The following is a 14,260-nucleotide window of genomic DNA, read 5'->3' on the forward strand; positions in this document are numbered from 1 at the left end:
CCGGTGACAAAGCAACGAGGAAACATATGCCTGATCCGCTCCACGCATCATCCCCGGCTTGTGCGCAGACGCTACGGGCGCTGTCGCGCTATCCCGACCGCATTGCTTTCGCCTGGCCCGAGGGATCGCTGAGCTATCGGGGTGCCATCGACCTGATCGGACGGATCCAGGGCGTGTTCATGCGGCTCGGCTTGGAGCCCGGCGCCCGCGTAGCCTTCCTCACCGCGAACCGCGCCGACAGCTGGTGCGCCGGCGTCGCCGCCCAATTGGCCCGCCTCTGCATCACCTGGCTCCACCCTCTGGGCTCGCTGGAGGACCAGCTGTTTCAGCTCGAGGATTCCGAAGCCGAGATGCTGGTGGTGGATGCGGCCGCCTTCCGCGACCGCGGCGGCGATCTCGCCGCGAAGGCCGGCCGGCTCAAGGCGGTCTTCACCATGGGACCGGCCGGCTACGGCGTCGATCTGCTGGCGGCGATCGAGAGTGCGGGGCACGCCAGCGCACAGTGCCTCGCCGGCTCCGACGATCTCGCCACACTGAACTACACCGGCGGCACCACCGGAAAATCCAAGGGCGCGCTGCGCTATCACCGCGAAAATGCCGGCGCCGCCGGCGCGATCCTGGCCGACTTCGAGATCCCCGAGGCTGCGCGCTACCTCACGGTCGCGCCGATCAGCCATGTCGCGGGCACGAAGGTGCTGCCGACCCTGATGCGCGGCGGCACCGTGCACATGCTGAAAGGCTTCGATCCCGAAGCCGTGCTGTCAACGATCGCACGCGAGCGCATCAACTTCACGCTGTTCGTTCCGACCATGATCTATGTGCTGCTCGATCAGCCCGCGCTCGGCAAGACCGACCTCTCCTCGCTCGAGCTCGTGCTCTATGGCGCCTCCGCGATGTCGCCGAGCCGACTGCTGGAGGGCATCGAACGCATCGGCCCTGTGTTCTCGCAGCTCTACGGGCAGACCGAATGCTATCCCGTCTCGGTGCTGCGCAAGGCCGACCACGATCCCCAGCGGCCGGAGCTGTTCCTGTCCTGCGGCTTCCCGATCGCGGCCTGCGAGGTCAAGATCCTCGACGACAACGACCAGGAGGTGAAGACGGGCGAGGCCGGCGAGATCTGCGTGCGCGCGCCGCATGTGATGGCGGAGTACTGGAAGCGGCCCGATATCACCGCCGAGACGCTGAAGAACGGCTGGGTCCACACCGGCGACATCGCACGTCAGGACGAGCGCGGCTACATGTTCATCCTCGACCGCAAGAAGGACATGATCGTCACAGGCGGCTTCAACATCTTCCCCCGCGAGGTCGAGGACGTCCTGTCGCAGCACGCGGACGTGGCGATGGTCGCGGTCGTCGGCATTCCCGACGAGAAATGGGGCGAAGCCGTCACCGCCATCGTCGTCCCGCGCGAAGGGACGAACCCCAATCCGGACGAGCTGATCAACCTGGTCAAGACCCGGAAGGGCTCGGCGCATGCGCCCAAGCAGATCCAGTTCGTCAAGCAGTTGCCGATGACCGGCGTCGGCAAGGTCGACAAGAAGGTGCTGCGCGCGGGCTTTTGGAGCGGGCGAGACCGGATGGTGGGGTAAATACTCCGGAATTCTACGGTGTCGCTGTTGCTTCGGCACCACAGCCCGCAACGGAGTCTGCGACGGCGATGCCCGCGCAATTGCCGGCGAATCAGGGAATCAACTAGACCGCTGACGGGGCTGGGAAGCGGAGAGTGAAATGAGAGTCGCTTCCCTGGAAAGTGCAGTCGCCGCGATCACGTTGATCACGGCCATCATCGTGGTGCTGTGGGGGATCAAGATCTTCTACGGTGTGTGAACTGGCAGGATGCCCTGGTCGAACACGACCTTGCATCCCTTCCGCGGCGGCGGAAGTCTGCCGTTCAATCCCGCGATGCGCGAGATAGCTCTCACACGATCGGTGTCATCGCCCGGCTGATCGCACATAGCGCCTCTCACCGCTTCTCGATCACGAGGCTCTGCACCGCGCGGCCGAAATAGCCCTGGCGGTCGGCGAGGCGTGACATCGCAAGGCCCGCGCCGTCGGGGCCGATCCAGGAATCGCCGTCGAGCAAAATCCACTCGCCGACCGGCTGGCGCGCAAAGCTCACGGTGAGGTCGGCGTTGATGTAGGTCCAGGCGCGGAAATCGAGCGTCGAGGCGGTGCCGTTGGAGAAGTCGGCGGCGACCACGGCGCGCATCGCCTGCGAGACGGCCTCGCCTTCGATCAGCGGATGGTCGACACGAAACCAGATCGCGCCGGCGCCGGCCTGGCCGAAGCGGCCGCGCGCGGCGCGCATCGAGACCGATCGCACGAACGGGCTGGTGGCGGCGTGACCGTCCTCGACCAATGAATCCTCCGGCGACGGCAACGTGACCGGAAGTTCCTCGACCTCGTCGGGCAGCGTCAGCGCCTGGCGCCTGATCTTGAGCACGGTGGCGCCGACCACCTGCACGCCGTCGGCGAGCAGCTTGATCCCGCAGAGCTGGATCTTGCGGCCCTCGCGCAAGATTTCGGTGGCGATCGTGAGCGGCGCCACCGGTACCGGGCGCATCAGATCGATGGTCACGCGCGCGACATCCATCGGCACCGCCGCAGGGATGCGCTCAGCCGCCCATGTCACCAGCGATGCCGGTGCCGAGCCGTGCTGCATGCGCCGGTCCCAGGGGCCGGCTGCATCGGGGCTGGTGACGACGTCGTTGCCGTCGACGCGGTAAATGGGGGGCATGCAGCACTCGATCTGGGTGCGATCACAACGGCGGATCGATCGCTTCGTCGTATTCCTTCTTGAAGCGCGCGATCAGCTCGGCCGCCGGCACGACCTTGTCGATGCTGCCGATGCCCTGGCCGCTTCCCCAGATCTCCTTCCAGGCCTTCGGCTTGGCGCGCTCGCCGGAGGCGTCGGTGCCGAAGTTCATCTTGGAGGGATCGGACGTCGGCAGATTTTCGGGGTCCATGCCCGCCGCCAGGATCGAGGGCTTCAGATAATTGCCGTGCACGCCGGTGAAGAGATTGGAATAGACGATGTCGTCGGCGCTCGAGCCCGCGATCATCTCCTTGTACTTCTCGACCGCATTGGCCTCCTTGGTCGCGATGAAGGCCGAACCGATATAGGCGAAGTCGGCCCCCAGGATGCGCGCGGCGCGGATCGCCTTGCCGTTGCCGATCGCACCCGACAGCGCGATCGGACCGCCGAACCATTTTCGTGTCTCGGCCACGAAGGCCAGCGGCGAGATGGTGCCGGCATGGCCGCCGGCGCCGGCCGCGACCAGGATCAGGCCGTCGGCGCCCTTCTCGATCGCCTTGTGCGCGAATTTCTGGTTGATCACGTCGTGGAAGACGATGCCGCCCCAGCCGTGCACGGCCTGGTTCAGCTCCTCGCGGGCGCCGAGCGACGAGATGATCATCGGCACCTTGTACTTGGCGCAGAGCTGCATGTCGTGGTCGAGCCGGTTGTTCGACTTGTGCACGATCTGGTTGACCGCGAACGGCGCCGACGGCCTGTCGGGATGGGCGCGGTCATAGGCCGCGAGCTCTTCGGTGATCCGCGCCAGCCATTCGTCCAGCAGCTCCGGCGGCCGCGCATTCAGCGCCGGAAACGAGCCGACCACACCCGCCTTGCACTGCGCGATCACGAGATCGGGCACCGAGATGATGAAGAGCGGCGAGCCGATCACGGGGATCGACAGGCGGCCCTTGAACAAGGCAGGCATGGACATTGCGGTACGATCCTCTCAGCCGGTCAAATTGAAGTTGGGAGCCATCTGTCAAGTATTGCGTTTTGGCGCCGCAGCGGAGGCCATTGCCGCAATTCCAAGCAGCGGAATTCCTTCACCCCTTATTCCGGGGCGAGGCGGAGCATCGAGCTATGATGCGCGATTGCGCATCAGAGAATCCATCGGGCGTCAGCACGCGTGGCGAAATGGATTCCGGGCTCGCGCTTCGCGCGCCCGGAATGACAGCGACCGCCTACCCGATCAAATCCGGGTTGATCAGCCGCTCGAACGAGAACATCTCGTCCCACTTCTCCTGCGTCAGCAGCTTGCGTTCGGTCACGACGATCTGGTGCAGCGACTTGCCACTCTTGTAGCCTTCGCGCGCGATCTCGGCGCATTGCTTGTAGCCGAGCAGCGGCTTCAGCACCGTGACGATGCCGAGCGAGTTCAGCACCATGTTGCGGGTGTGCTCCTCGTTGGCGGTGATGCCGACGACGCAATTCTCGCGCAGGCTGTTGACCGCGCGCTCCATGGTGCGGATCGAGAAGAACAGCGCGAACGAGATCACCGGCTCCATCACGTTGAGCTGGAGCTGGCCGGCGCTTGCCGCCAGCGTCACCGTGGTATCGAGGCCGATGACGAGGAAGCTGGTCTGGTTGACGACTTCGGGAATGACCGGATTGACCTTGCCGGGCATGATCGAGGAGCCCGGCTGAAGCTGCGGCAGGTTGATCTCGTTCAAGCCCGCGCGCGGACCGGAAGCGAGCAGACGGATGTCGTTGCAGATTTTCGTCAGCTTGCTGGCCGTGCGCTTGAGAACGCCGGAGAGCTGCACATAGGCGCCGGTGTCCGAGGTCGCCTCGACGAGATCGCCGGCGAGGATGAAATCGACGCCTGTGAGCGCGCTGAGGTGCCGGACGGCGAGCTTGGGATAACCGACCGCCGCCGTGACGGAGGTGCCGATCGCGGTGGCGCCGAGATTGATCTCGCGCAGCAGCGCGCGCGCTTCCGAGATGCGGTCGACCTCCTCGCCGATCGTGGTGCCCCAGCCCCGGAATTCCGCGCCGAGCGACATCGGCACCGCGTCCTGCAGATGCGTGCGGCCCATCTTCAGCACCCGCTCGAACTCGCGTCCCTTGGCGAAGAAGGCTTCCTGGAGCTGACGCAACGCCGTCATGTAGCTCTCGAGCCGCAGGATCAGGGCCAGCCGAAAGGCGGTCGGATAGGTGTCGTTGGTGGACTGGCCGTAATTGACGTGATCGTTCGGACTGACGTGCTGGTAGTCGCCCTTGGCAAAGCCGAGCGATTCCAGCGCGAGGTTCGCGATCACCTCGTTGGCGTTCATGTTGGTCGACGTGCCGGCACCGCCCTGGATGAAATCGGTGACGAACTGATCCATCATGTCGCCCGCGATGACGCGGTCGCAGCCGAGGATGATGGCGTCCGCGACCTTGGCGTCGATCGCGCCGAGGTCGCGATTGGCCATCGCGGCGGCCTTCTTGACGTAACCGAGCGCCTTCACGAAGTAAGGCTCCTGGTTCATCGGAATGCCGGTGATGTGGAAGTTCTCCTTACCCCGGATGGTCTGGACGCCGTAATAGATGTCGTCGGCGATCTCACGCTGTCCGAGGAAGTCCTGCTCCGTGCGGCTCATGGGCGCTCCTTGGTTCTCGCGCGCCGGCCTTCAGTTCTGGCACAGCGCGCTAGTCACGAAAGTGTCGGTGCGGCAGTCGTCCGGTTTACGTTGCCGGCCCGGGATCAGGACCTTGGCCGAGCATTTTTCCGCGGAGTCGGCGTTCAGGCTCTTGCCTTCCTTGTAGCCCTTGCCCTGGCAGAGCTGGTCGGCCGCCTGCTTGCAGTCGGGCGCGCCGTTCGCAGAGACCGGGCAGATCACGCGCCCCGACACCATGGTCGAAGGCTTGGCCAGCCGCGACAGGTCGTCCATGGTTTCACTGGGGCTTTTGATCGGCGGCAGGATCGAAGGCAGCTTGTCGAACAGCTTGCCCATTTCGTTGATCAGCCCGGGATTCTCCTCGCGCGCCGGCGGCGCCGAGGGAGCGGGCGTCGATGGCGACGGGCCGGCCTGCGCTCCCTGCTGCTGAAGGCCGAGCGCCGGCGGGGCGGATTGCGGCCGGGCCGTCCCTCCGGCAGCGAGCAGCAGCAGCAGCGCTGTCGACATCAGCGTCCCATGCCGTGCCGCCGGATTGCCGGATCGAACCATCATGACGACAACCGTAGCCGAAGCCGGCGCGGCGGCAAAGCGCCGCGGCTCTAGATCAGCTTGATGGCGATAACGAAGCCGAGCACCAGCACGATCGCGCCGAGCGCGACCCACAATCCGAGATGCCGCTCGATCCTGACCCGGATCCAGTCACCGTAGCGGTTGAGCAGGATCGCGACGACGAAGAAGCGTCCGCCGCGCGCGACGATCGAGCACAGGACGAACAGGAGGATGTTGTAACCGGCAAAGCCCGAGGTGATGGTGACGAGCTTGTAGGGGATCGGCGTCAGTCCTTTGAGCAGGATGATGACCGCACCCCATTCCGCATAGGAGGCGCGGAAGGCGTCAACCTTGTCGGCGAGGCCGTAGACCTGGATCAGCCACTGGCCGACCGAGTCGAACAGCAGCGCGCCGATGGCGTAGCCGACGACGCCGCCGAGCACCGAGGTCACGGTGCAGATCGCGGCATAGAACCAGGCGCGCTGCGGCCGCGCCAGGGACATCGGAATCAGCATCACATCCGGCGGGACCGGAAAGAAGGAGCTTTCGGCGAAGGACACGATGCCCATGATCCAGAGCGCATAGGGCTTGTGGGCGGCGTCGATGCACCAGTCGTACATTCGTTTCAGCATGGCGCCGCGATGAAGCACCATGGGACGGATTTGTCCATCGCCAGTTTTTGAGCGATTTGTGACGTTTCTAGTGGCGCTTGCGCGCGGCACGGCCGTCGAGCGCGACAATAGGCCGCCGCGAGGCTATGCGCGGTGACGCGACTTTGGGCAATTTCGGCGGCGACTTCGGCAGTTTCTCGGCAATTCCGAGCATGTCCTCCCGCCGCGTCATTTCCCGCCAGACGTCCTCGGGGCGCACTCCGGCCGCAGCCCACAGCACGGTGAGATTGTAGAGCAGGTCGGCGCTTTCCCGGATCACGGCCTCGCTATCGCCATTGACCGCATCGATGACGACTTCGATGGCCTCTTCGGCGAGCTTCTTTGCCATTTTTGAGGGCCCACGCTGAAACAGCCGGGCCGTGCGCGATGTTGCCGGATCAAGGTCTCTGGCCGCGAGCACAGCCAGATATAGCCGCTCAAGCGAATCACTCATGGTACGCAAAACTACTCGAAACAAATGGCCGGCGTGTTAACACGCGGCAATGTAAGCAAAAAACAGGCCGCCGCGGCAAGCGCGACGGCCTGTTCGTCGATCAGAATGGCCGATCCGTCAATAGCAGCTGTAGCCGGAATAGCCGTGGGCGCAGGGGTTCTTGTAGCCGCCATAGGTGTAGCGGCGGCCCGAGTCGTAATAATAAGAACCATAGCCGGGGCCGCTGTAATAGGCCGGGCCGCCCTCGTAATAGTAAACCGGACCCGGATCATAGGCGTAGGCATTGCGGCTGGCTGCGATCGCGAGGCCGGTCGCGGCGAGGCCGAACATCGCGGCAGCAGCGGCGCCGCCACCACCGCCATGCCAATGACGACCGCCCGCGTAAGAGGCGGTGGGTGCAGCGGCAGTCAGGGCCACCATGGCGGCCGTGGCCAGAACGGCCTTGCGGCCGACGAACTTCGAAAGGCTGTCAAACATGATCTGGACCCTCCTTGGGACCTCGGATTGTGCCTGACGACAGGCTGATGTCAGTCAAACACTCACCACCTAAGTAGGTTCCCCAACCCCAACACAAGCTGAACGGGGTTGCGTAACGATGCCGCAAGCCCGCTCATCCGCCGTTCATGTTCGCGCGCGCACGTTCGTCGCGGGCCGGCGCTTGCCAAGCGTCACGAAACCATAACATTGCGGGGCCGGCGCGACCGATGTCCGGATTCAAGACGATCGCCCTTCAATACCTTTTGGCCCTTGCAATCGCGTTCACCGCATCGACGGTGCGCGAATGCATTGCGGCCGAGAGCGGCACTCCCTCGACCGCCATCCATTTCACCTTCGACCGTCCTATCGATGCGAGCATGGCGCCATTCTTCCTTGCGGCGAAGGACGGCAGGTTCGGCGCCGAGCATCTCAACGTGTCGTTCAACAGCGCGAGCGGATCGCCAGAGGCGCTCGCACGGCTCGCCAAAGGCGACAGCGAGCTCGCGCTCGTCGACATCAACGAGCTGATACGCTTTCGTGACAAGGACGACGCGGCGCCGGTCAAGGCCGTGTTCGTGCTGTTCGACCGCGCGCCTTACGCGATCGTCGCGCGCAAAAGCCGCGGCATCCGTCTCCTGCCCGACCTCGACGGCAAGACCGTCGGCGTTGCCGACGGCGATCTGTCGATGCGGCTGTGGCCGGCGCTGGCGCAGCAGAACGGCATCAAGGCATCGCACGTCAAATTCCACAAGATCAGTGCCGCGGTGCGCGAGCCGATCCTGTCCGCAGGACAGGTCGATGCCGTCGCCGGGTTCAGCTATCTCTCGGCGGTGAACCTGCGTGATCGCGGCGTACCCGAAGCCGATCTCGTCGTGCTGCGCTATGCGGACTACGGCTGTGAGGCCTACGGCTTTGCCGTGGTCGCCAACACCGCCTTCGCCGCAGCGAAGCCGGATGCCGTGAAAGGCTTCGTCCGCGCCTTGATCGCGGGCATCACCGCGACGGCCAGGGAGCCGGCGCGTGCGGCGGAGGAGGCCGCGAGCCGCATCGAGGACGGCGACCGCAATTTGGAGCTGAAGCGCCTGCATGCGGTCCTTGCCGACAATATCCTGACCGACGAGGTCAAGCGCTACGGCCTCGGCGGCGTCGAGCCGGCGCGCCTGGAACGTTCGATCGATCAGATCGCGCGGGACTTCAAATTCCGCAAAAGGCCGACGGCTCGCGACGTCTTCGACGGCCAGTTCCTGCCGCCGCGGGCAGAGCGGCTGATCAACTGAGCAAAACTGAAAGCTTGCGCTGTATCTCGCGGCGGTCCCTGCTTAGAATGTGGGCTCCCTCGTCGCCGAGTCCCTCGCCCACATGTCCATCCTCCGTCTCTACACCCGCGTTCTCGAGCTGCTCGGCAAGGAGGCGCGGCTGGGCTGGCTGCTCGCGGTCGCCAACCTCCTGCTGGCGGGATCGCAGTTCGCCGAGCCCGTGCTGTTCGGCCGGATCGTCGACGTGCTCTCGGGCAAGACCGTGGCCGGCTCGAGCTCGGCCTGGCCGTTCCTGGTCGCCTGGGTCGCGTTCGGACTGTTCACCATCGTCTGCAGCGCGCTGGTGGCCTTGCAGGCCGACCGGCTCTCGCATCGCCAGCGCCAGGCGGTGCTGACCGACTATTTCGAGCACATCCTGCAGCTGCCCTTGACCTTCCACTCCGGCACCCATTCCGGCCGGCTGATGAAGGTCATGCTCAACGGCACGGACGCGCTGTGGCGGCTGTGGCTCGGCTTTTTCCGCGAGCATTTTGCCGCGATCCTTTCGGTCCTGGTGCTGCTGCCATTGTCGCTCTACCTGAACTGGCGGCTGGCGATCCTCTTGTTCGTGCTCTGCATCGTCTTCACGGCGCTGACCACCTTCGTGGTGCGCAGGACCTTCGGCATGCAGATGGCGGTCGAGGAGCACTACAGCGAGCTCTCCGCGCGCGCGTCTGATGCGCTCGGCAACGTCGCGCTGGTGCAGAGCTTCGTGCGCGTCGAATCCGAGGTCAAGGGGCTGCGCTCGGTCGCCGACGAGCTGCTGGCCGCGCAGATGCCGGTGTTGTCGTGGTGGGCGCTGGTCACGGTGATCACGCGCGCCTCCACCACCATCACGGTGCTCGCGATCTTCACCCTCGGCATCGCGTTGCACGACCAGGGCCTGACCTCGATCGGCGAGATCGTGATGTTCGTGAGCTTCGCGACGCTGCTGATCCAGAAGCTCGAGCAGGTGGTCAGCTTCATCAACAACGTGTTCATGGAAGCTCCGCGGCTGCGCGAGTTCTTCAATGTGCTCGACGCCGTGCCCGCGGTGCACGACCGGCCCGACGCAATCGATGCCGGCAGGCTGTCGGGCCTCGTCGAGTTCAACGACGTCACGTTCTCCTATGACGGCAAGCGGCCGGCGATCGAGGACCTCACCTTCACCGCGCTGCCGGGCCAGACCATTGCGCTGGTCGGCCCGACCGGGGCCGGCAAATCCACCGCGATTGCGCTCCTGCACCGGGCCTTCGATCCGCAATCCGGCGTCATCAAGATCGACGGCATGGACGTGCGCGGCGTCACGTTGACCTCGCTGCGGCGGAACATCGGTGTCGTGTTCCAGGAAGCGCTGCTGTTCAACCGCTCGATCGCGGAGAACTTGCGCGTCGGCAAGCCGGATGCGACCGAGGCCGAGATGCGTAAGGCGGCGGAGCGCGCGCAGGCGCTGGAATTCATCGAACGCAGCGGCGGCTTCGAGACCAATGCCGGCGAGCGCGGCCGCATGCTCTCCGGCGGCGAACGGCAGCGGCTCTCGATCGCCCGCGCCCTGCTGAAGGACCCGCCGATCCTGATCCTGGACGAGGCGACCTCCGCGCTCGACGCGGTCACCGAGGTCAAGGTGAACGCCGCTCTCGACGAAGTGATGAGGGGCCGCACCACCTTCGTGATCGCCCATCGCCTCTCCACCATCCGAAACGCCACGCGGATCCTGGTGTTCGAGAATGGGCGGGTGATCGAAACCGGAACTTTCGATGAACTCGTGGCCAAAGGCGGCCATTTTGCCGAGATGGCCAAGGCCCAGTTCATGGTGCAGGAGAACGCACGGGCCAGCGTGACGGCCGCCGAGGCTGCCGCGACAGCTGTCAAATCCCCCTAGCAAGTCCCGAGAGGACCGTCGAAATTCGGCCTACTTCGTTGCGGAATACCGCGCCGATCCCCCTATTCTCGACGCACCAGCCGGTATAGGTTTGCGACGCCGCAAGCGGCGGCGCTGGATTTCAGAACCGACAATCAGATCACGAGAACCGGCCGTATCAGGCGGATCTCCAAGGACCGGAATCGGATAGTGCACGCCCTTCGCCCGCTGCTTCGCAAATCCCTGTTCAACCTGTTCGCTGCGATGCTCGCCTGTGCCGCGATGCTCGCGCCGCGCACGGCGAGCGCCGAAGCGCTCCTGCTGATCGAGGCCGACAGCGGCAAGGTGTTGCAGGCCGAAAACGCGACCCTTCCCTGGTACCCGGCCTCCGTCACCAAGATCATGACCGCCTATGTGACGCTGAAGGCGGTCAAGGACGGCAGGCTGACGCTCGACACGCTGCTCACGGTATCGCCGACCGCGGCCTCGCAATCGCCATCGAAGATGGGGTTCCGCCCGGGAACCCAAGTCACCGTCGACAACGCGCTGAAGATGATGATGGTCAAGTCGGCGAACGACATGGCCGTGGTGCTCGCCGAAGGCGTCAGCGGCTCGGTCGACGGCTTCTCCGCGGTGATGAACGACACCGCGAGGAAGCTCGGCATGGCGCAGACGAGCTATGTCAATCCAAACGGCCTGCCCGCCGAAGGCCAGATCACCTCTGCGCGCGACCTCGGCATCTTGGCGCGGTCTTTCCTGCGCGACCTGCCGGAATACGAGTACTACATGCATATCCCGGCGATCCGCTTCGGCAAGCGCGTCACCGGCAATTTCAACAAGCTGATCGGCCGCTATCCCGGCGCCGACGGGTTCAAGACCGGCTTCATCTGCGCCTCCGGCTACAACCTCGTCGCCTCGGCCACGCGCAACGGCCGCCGGCTGATCGCGGTGGTGCTCGGTGCAAACTCCGGCACGGCACGCGCGGTGAAGGCGGCGCAGCTGCTGGAGCGTGGCTTCGCTCCGGACAACCTCACCTGGCTGCGCCCCTCGCTCGGCACGGTCGACAATCTCGTGCCGGTCGATGCCACGCCGCCGAACCTGCGCGACGAGATGTGCGGACCCAACCGCAAGCGGCCGGCCAGCGACGACGACGATGCGCTGATTGCGGCCAGTGGCGGCGCGACCGGATCGGGCTCCGCCACCGGCGGCGCGGCCCAGTTCACCTTCTTCACGGCAGGCCTGCAGCCGCCGCTGATGAAAGCTTCCGAGCTGATGGCCTCGGCTGCGGCTCCGACCGAGCCCGTGCTGGTCTATACCGGCCCGACCCGCACCGGCACCGCCCTGATTGCCGCTGTGGCAGCCGATGCCGACCAGCAGGCCGCGTCCAAGCCGCGCGCCAAGAAGCCGCGCGTCGCCAAGAAGCCAGACGCCGCCGACAAGCCGGCCGATAAGCCCAAGGACACCAAGACCGCGGCGGCCAAGCCTGATGCCAAGCCGACTGACGGCAAGGCGGCCAAGCCGGCCACGCCCCAACCGGCCGCAACCAAGCCGGCTGGCGCCAAGCATGCCGCGACCAAGCCGGATGCGGTGGCGAAGCCCGCCGAGAAGCCTTCGGCCGGCGGCGATCAGGCGGCGAAGCCCGCCAAGCCCAAGGCAGCGACGACCCCCGCTGCGACGAAGCCTCCCGCCGCGGCCAAGCCGGCCAACAACAGTTAACGCCGCTCGGCACTAAACCGCAGCCCCGCTTCGCACCTGCGGCAGCACCGTTTTGCGACGATTCCAGTAGCGACGGCCCGACCTTTGCCCTAAGCCACGACGGCTTGCCACCCGTTCCGGCAAGCTGGATACTGGCGACAACGAGGCAAGCCCGAGAACAACGGGCCCTGGTCAATGAGGGGAGTCTTCCATGGAGCGCATCTGGCTCAAGCAATATCCGCCCGGCGTGCCTGCCGATATCGAGCCGACGCAATACGCATCGCTGGTCGACCTGCTGGAGGAGAGCTTCACCAAGTTCGCCGACCGCAAGGCATTCATCTGCATGGACAAGTCGATCAGCTATCGCGACCTCGACCAGATGTCGGTCGCGCTTGCCGCTTACTTGCAGGGCCGCGGGCTGCAGCGCGGCGCGCGTATCGCCATCATGATGCCGAACGTGCTGCAATACCCGGTCGCGACGGCCGCCGTGCTGCGCGCCGGTTTCGCGGTGGTCAACGTCAACCCGCTCTATACGCCGCGCGAGCTCGAGCACCAGCTGAAGGATTCGGGCGCCGAAGCGATCATCGTGCTGGAGAACTTCGCCCACACCGTCGAGCAGGTGATCGCGAAGACGCAGGTGAAGCACGTCATCGTCGCCAGCATGGGAGACCTGCTCGGCTTCAAGGGCGTGATCGTCAACCTCGTCGTCCGCCGGGTCAAAAAGATGGTACCGGCCTGGTCGTTGCCGGGCTCGGTCTCCTTCAACGACGCGCTGTCCGCCGGCCGCGGCATGACGTTCAACAAGCCGAAGCTGTCGCCCGGTGACGTCGCCTTCCTGCAATATACCGGCGGCACCACCGGCGTCTCCAAGGGCGCCACGTTGCTTCATCGCAACATCGTCGCCAACGTCTTGCAGAACGATGCCTGGCTGCAGCCGGCGCTCGCTTCGCCGCCGCATGTCGAGCAGCTCATGATCGTCTGCGCGCTGCCGCTCTATCACATCTTCGCGCTGACGGCCTGTTATCTGCTGGCTGTGCGCGCCGGCGGCTGCAACCTGCTGATCCCGAACCCGCGCGACATACCCGGCTTTATCAAGGAGCTGGCGAAATACCAGGTCAACACCTTCCCGGCCGTGAACACGCTCTACAACGCCTTGATGAACCATCCCGACTTCAAGAAGCTCGACTTCTCCAAGCTGAAGATCTCGAACGGCGGCGGCATGGCGGTGCAGCGCCCCGTTGCCGAGCAATGGAAGAACATCACAGGCTGCAGCATCGCCGAGGGCTACGGCCTGTCGGAGACGTCGCCTGTCCTGACCTGCAATCCGCCCACGGCGACCGAGTTCGCCGGCTCGATCGGCATCCCCGTGCCGTCGACTTACATCTCGATCCGGGACGACGAGGGCAACGAGGTCCCGCTCGGCCAGGCGGGCGAGATCTGCGCCAAGGGTCCGCAGGTGATGTCGGGCTACTGGAACAGGCCGGAGGAGACCGCCAAGGTGATGACCGCGGACGGCTATTTCCGCACCGGCGACATCGGCGTGATGGACGAGAGGGGCTACATCAAGATCGTCGACCGCAAGAAGGACATGATCCTGGTCTCCGGCTTCAACGTCTATCCGAACGAGGTCGAGGAAGTCATCGCGAGCCATCCAGGCGTGCTCGAATGCGCCGTGATCGGCATCCCCGATTCCAAGTCGGGCGAAGCGGTGAAGGCCTTCGTGGTGAAGAAGGACCCGAACCTCACGGCGGATGCCGTGATCAAGTTCTGTCACGACCAGCTCACCGGCTACAAGGTGCCCAAGCACGTCGAATTCCGCAATGACCTGCCGAAGACCAATGTCGGCAAGATCCTGCGTCGGCAGCTGCGCGACGAGAAGAAGGCGGAGGCGGCGTAAGGCGCG

The 14,260-nt window shown here is 65.3% G+C and carries 12 protein-coding genes; 5 read left to right on the top strand and 7 right to left on the bottom strand.

Annotation, left to right across the window (positions count from 1 at the left end):
* Positions 1 to 26: 26 nt before the first annotated feature.
* Positions 27 to 1,589, top strand: coding sequence for an AMP-binding protein (locus I6F16_RS15120; protein WP_225111600.1), 1,563 nt, complete (start codon positions 27 to 29; stop codon positions 1,587 to 1,589).
* Between the two features lie 374 nt (positions 1,590 to 1,963).
* Here I6F16_RS15120 and I6F16_RS15125 read toward each other — a convergent pair whose 3' ends face one another.
* The 7 genes from I6F16_RS15125 to I6F16_RS15155 form a co-directional block, all read right to left on the bottom strand.
* Complete coding sequence (locus I6F16_RS15125) at positions 1,964 to 2,737, bottom strand: thioesterase family protein (RefSeq protein ID WP_035997551.1); 774 nt, start codon at positions 2,735 to 2,737, stop codon at positions 1,964 to 1,966.
* Between the two features lie 22 nt (positions 2,738 to 2,759).
* Entirely contained in the window at positions 2,760 to 3,728 is a 969-nt protein-coding gene (locus tag I6F16_RS15130; protein ID WP_225111599.1) for a nitronate monooxygenase family protein, read from the bottom strand.
* A gap of 250 nt (positions 3,729 to 3,978) precedes the next feature.
* Positions 3,979 to 5,379, bottom strand: coding sequence for an aspartate ammonia-lyase (locus I6F16_RS15135; protein WP_225111598.1), 1,401 nt, complete (start codon positions 5,377 to 5,379; stop codon positions 3,979 to 3,981).
* A 30-nt stretch (positions 5,380 to 5,409) separates the two neighbouring features.
* Entirely contained in the window at positions 5,410 to 5,949 is a 540-nt protein-coding gene (locus I6F16_RS15140; protein ID WP_035997543.1) for a hypothetical protein, read from the bottom strand.
* 47 nt (positions 5,950 to 5,996) lie between these two features.
* Entirely contained in the window at positions 5,997 to 6,599 is a 603-nt protein-coding gene (locus I6F16_RS15145; protein ID WP_081492862.1) for a YqaA family protein, read from the bottom strand.
* Between the two features lie 46 nt (positions 6,600 to 6,645).
* Complete coding sequence (gene hisE / locus I6F16_RS15150) at positions 6,646 to 7,050, bottom strand: phosphoribosyl-ATP diphosphatase (RefSeq protein ID WP_036021238.1); 405 nt, start codon at positions 7,048 to 7,050, stop codon at positions 6,646 to 6,648.
* 117 nt (positions 7,051 to 7,167) lie between these two features.
* Positions 7,168 to 7,527 carry a hypothetical protein gene (locus I6F16_RS15155; RefSeq protein WP_225111597.1) on the bottom strand — a complete coding sequence of 120 codons (360 nt, stop codon included), beginning with the start codon at positions 7,525 to 7,527 and terminating at the stop codon, positions 7,168 to 7,170.
* A 227-nt stretch (positions 7,528 to 7,754) separates the two neighbouring features.
* Between I6F16_RS15155 and I6F16_RS15160 the strand changes: the two genes are divergently transcribed.
* From I6F16_RS15160 to I6F16_RS15175, 4 genes are all read left to right on the top strand, one after another.
* Positions 7,755 to 8,804: an ABC transporter substrate-binding protein gene (locus I6F16_RS15160; RefSeq protein WP_225111596.1), complete on the top strand. Its 1,050-nt coding sequence runs from the start codon at positions 7,755 to 7,757 to the stop codon at positions 8,802 to 8,804.
* 82 nt (positions 8,805 to 8,886) lie between these two features.
* The gene (locus I6F16_RS15165; protein WP_225111595.1) at positions 8,887 to 10,683 is read left to right on the top strand and encodes a glucan ABC transporter ATP-binding protein/ permease; all 1,797 of its coding nucleotides are present in this window, start codon (positions 8,887 to 8,889) and stop codon (positions 10,681 to 10,683) included.
* Positions 10,684 to 10,872: 189 nt separating this feature from the next.
* Positions 10,873 to 12,378 carry a serine hydrolase gene (locus I6F16_RS15170; protein WP_225111594.1) on the top strand — a complete coding sequence of 502 codons (1,506 nt, stop codon included), beginning with the start codon at positions 10,873 to 10,875 and terminating at the stop codon, positions 12,376 to 12,378.
* Positions 12,379 to 12,568: 190 nt separating this feature from the next.
* Positions 12,569 to 14,254 (top strand): long-chain fatty acid--CoA ligase, encoded by a 1,686-nt coding sequence (locus I6F16_RS15175; protein WP_035997514.1) that lies wholly within the window; start codon positions 12,569 to 12,571, stop codon positions 14,252 to 14,254.
* Positions 14,255 to 14,260 lie beyond the last annotated feature (6 nt).

The sequence above is a fragment of the Bradyrhizobium sp. IC4060 genome, assembly GCF_020193715.1.
Classification (GTDB): domain Bacteria; phylum Pseudomonadota; class Alphaproteobacteria; order Rhizobiales; family Xanthobacteraceae; genus Bradyrhizobium; species Bradyrhizobium yuanmingense.

Bases quoted from the DNA above. Each gene is read 5' to 3' on its own strand.
- I6F16_RS15165 (WP_225111595.1), top strand. From the start codon at position 8,887: ATGTCCATCCTCCGTCTCTACACCCGCGTTCTCGAGCTGCTCGGCAAG.
- I6F16_RS15135 (WP_225111598.1), bottom strand. From the start codon at position 5,379: ATGAGCCGCACGGAGCAGGACTTCCTCGGACAGCGTGAGATCGCCGAC.
- hisE (WP_036021238.1), bottom strand. From the start codon at position 7,050: ATGAGTGATTCGCTTGAGCGGCTATATCTGGCTGTGCTCGCGGCCAGA.
- I6F16_RS15155 (WP_225111597.1), bottom strand. From the start codon at position 7,527: ATGTTTGACAGCCTTTCGAAGTTCGTCGGCCGCAAGGCCGTTCTGGCC.
- I6F16_RS15160 (WP_225111596.1), top strand. From the start codon at position 7,755: ATGTCCGGATTCAAGACGATCGCCCTTCAATACCTTTTGGCCCTTGCA.
- I6F16_RS15130 (WP_225111599.1), bottom strand. From the start codon at position 3,728: ATGTCCATGCCTGCCTTGTTCAAGGGCCGCCTGTCGATCCCCGTGATC.
- I6F16_RS15145 (WP_081492862.1), bottom strand. From the start codon at position 6,599: ATGGTGCTTCATCGCGGCGCCATGCTGAAACGAATGTACGACTGGTGC.
- I6F16_RS15120 (WP_225111600.1), top strand. From the start codon at position 27: ATGCCTGATCCGCTCCACGCATCATCCCCGGCTTGTGCGCAGACGCTA.
- I6F16_RS15140 (WP_035997543.1), bottom strand. From the start codon at position 5,949: ATGATGGTTCGATCCGGCAATCCGGCGGCACGGCATGGGACGCTGATG.
- I6F16_RS15125 (WP_035997551.1), bottom strand. From the start codon at position 2,737: ATGCCCCCCATTTACCGCGTCGACGGCAACGACGTCGTCACCAGCCCC.
- I6F16_RS15175 (WP_035997514.1), top strand. From the start codon at position 12,569: ATGGAGCGCATCTGGCTCAAGCAATATCCGCCCGGCGTGCCTGCCGAT.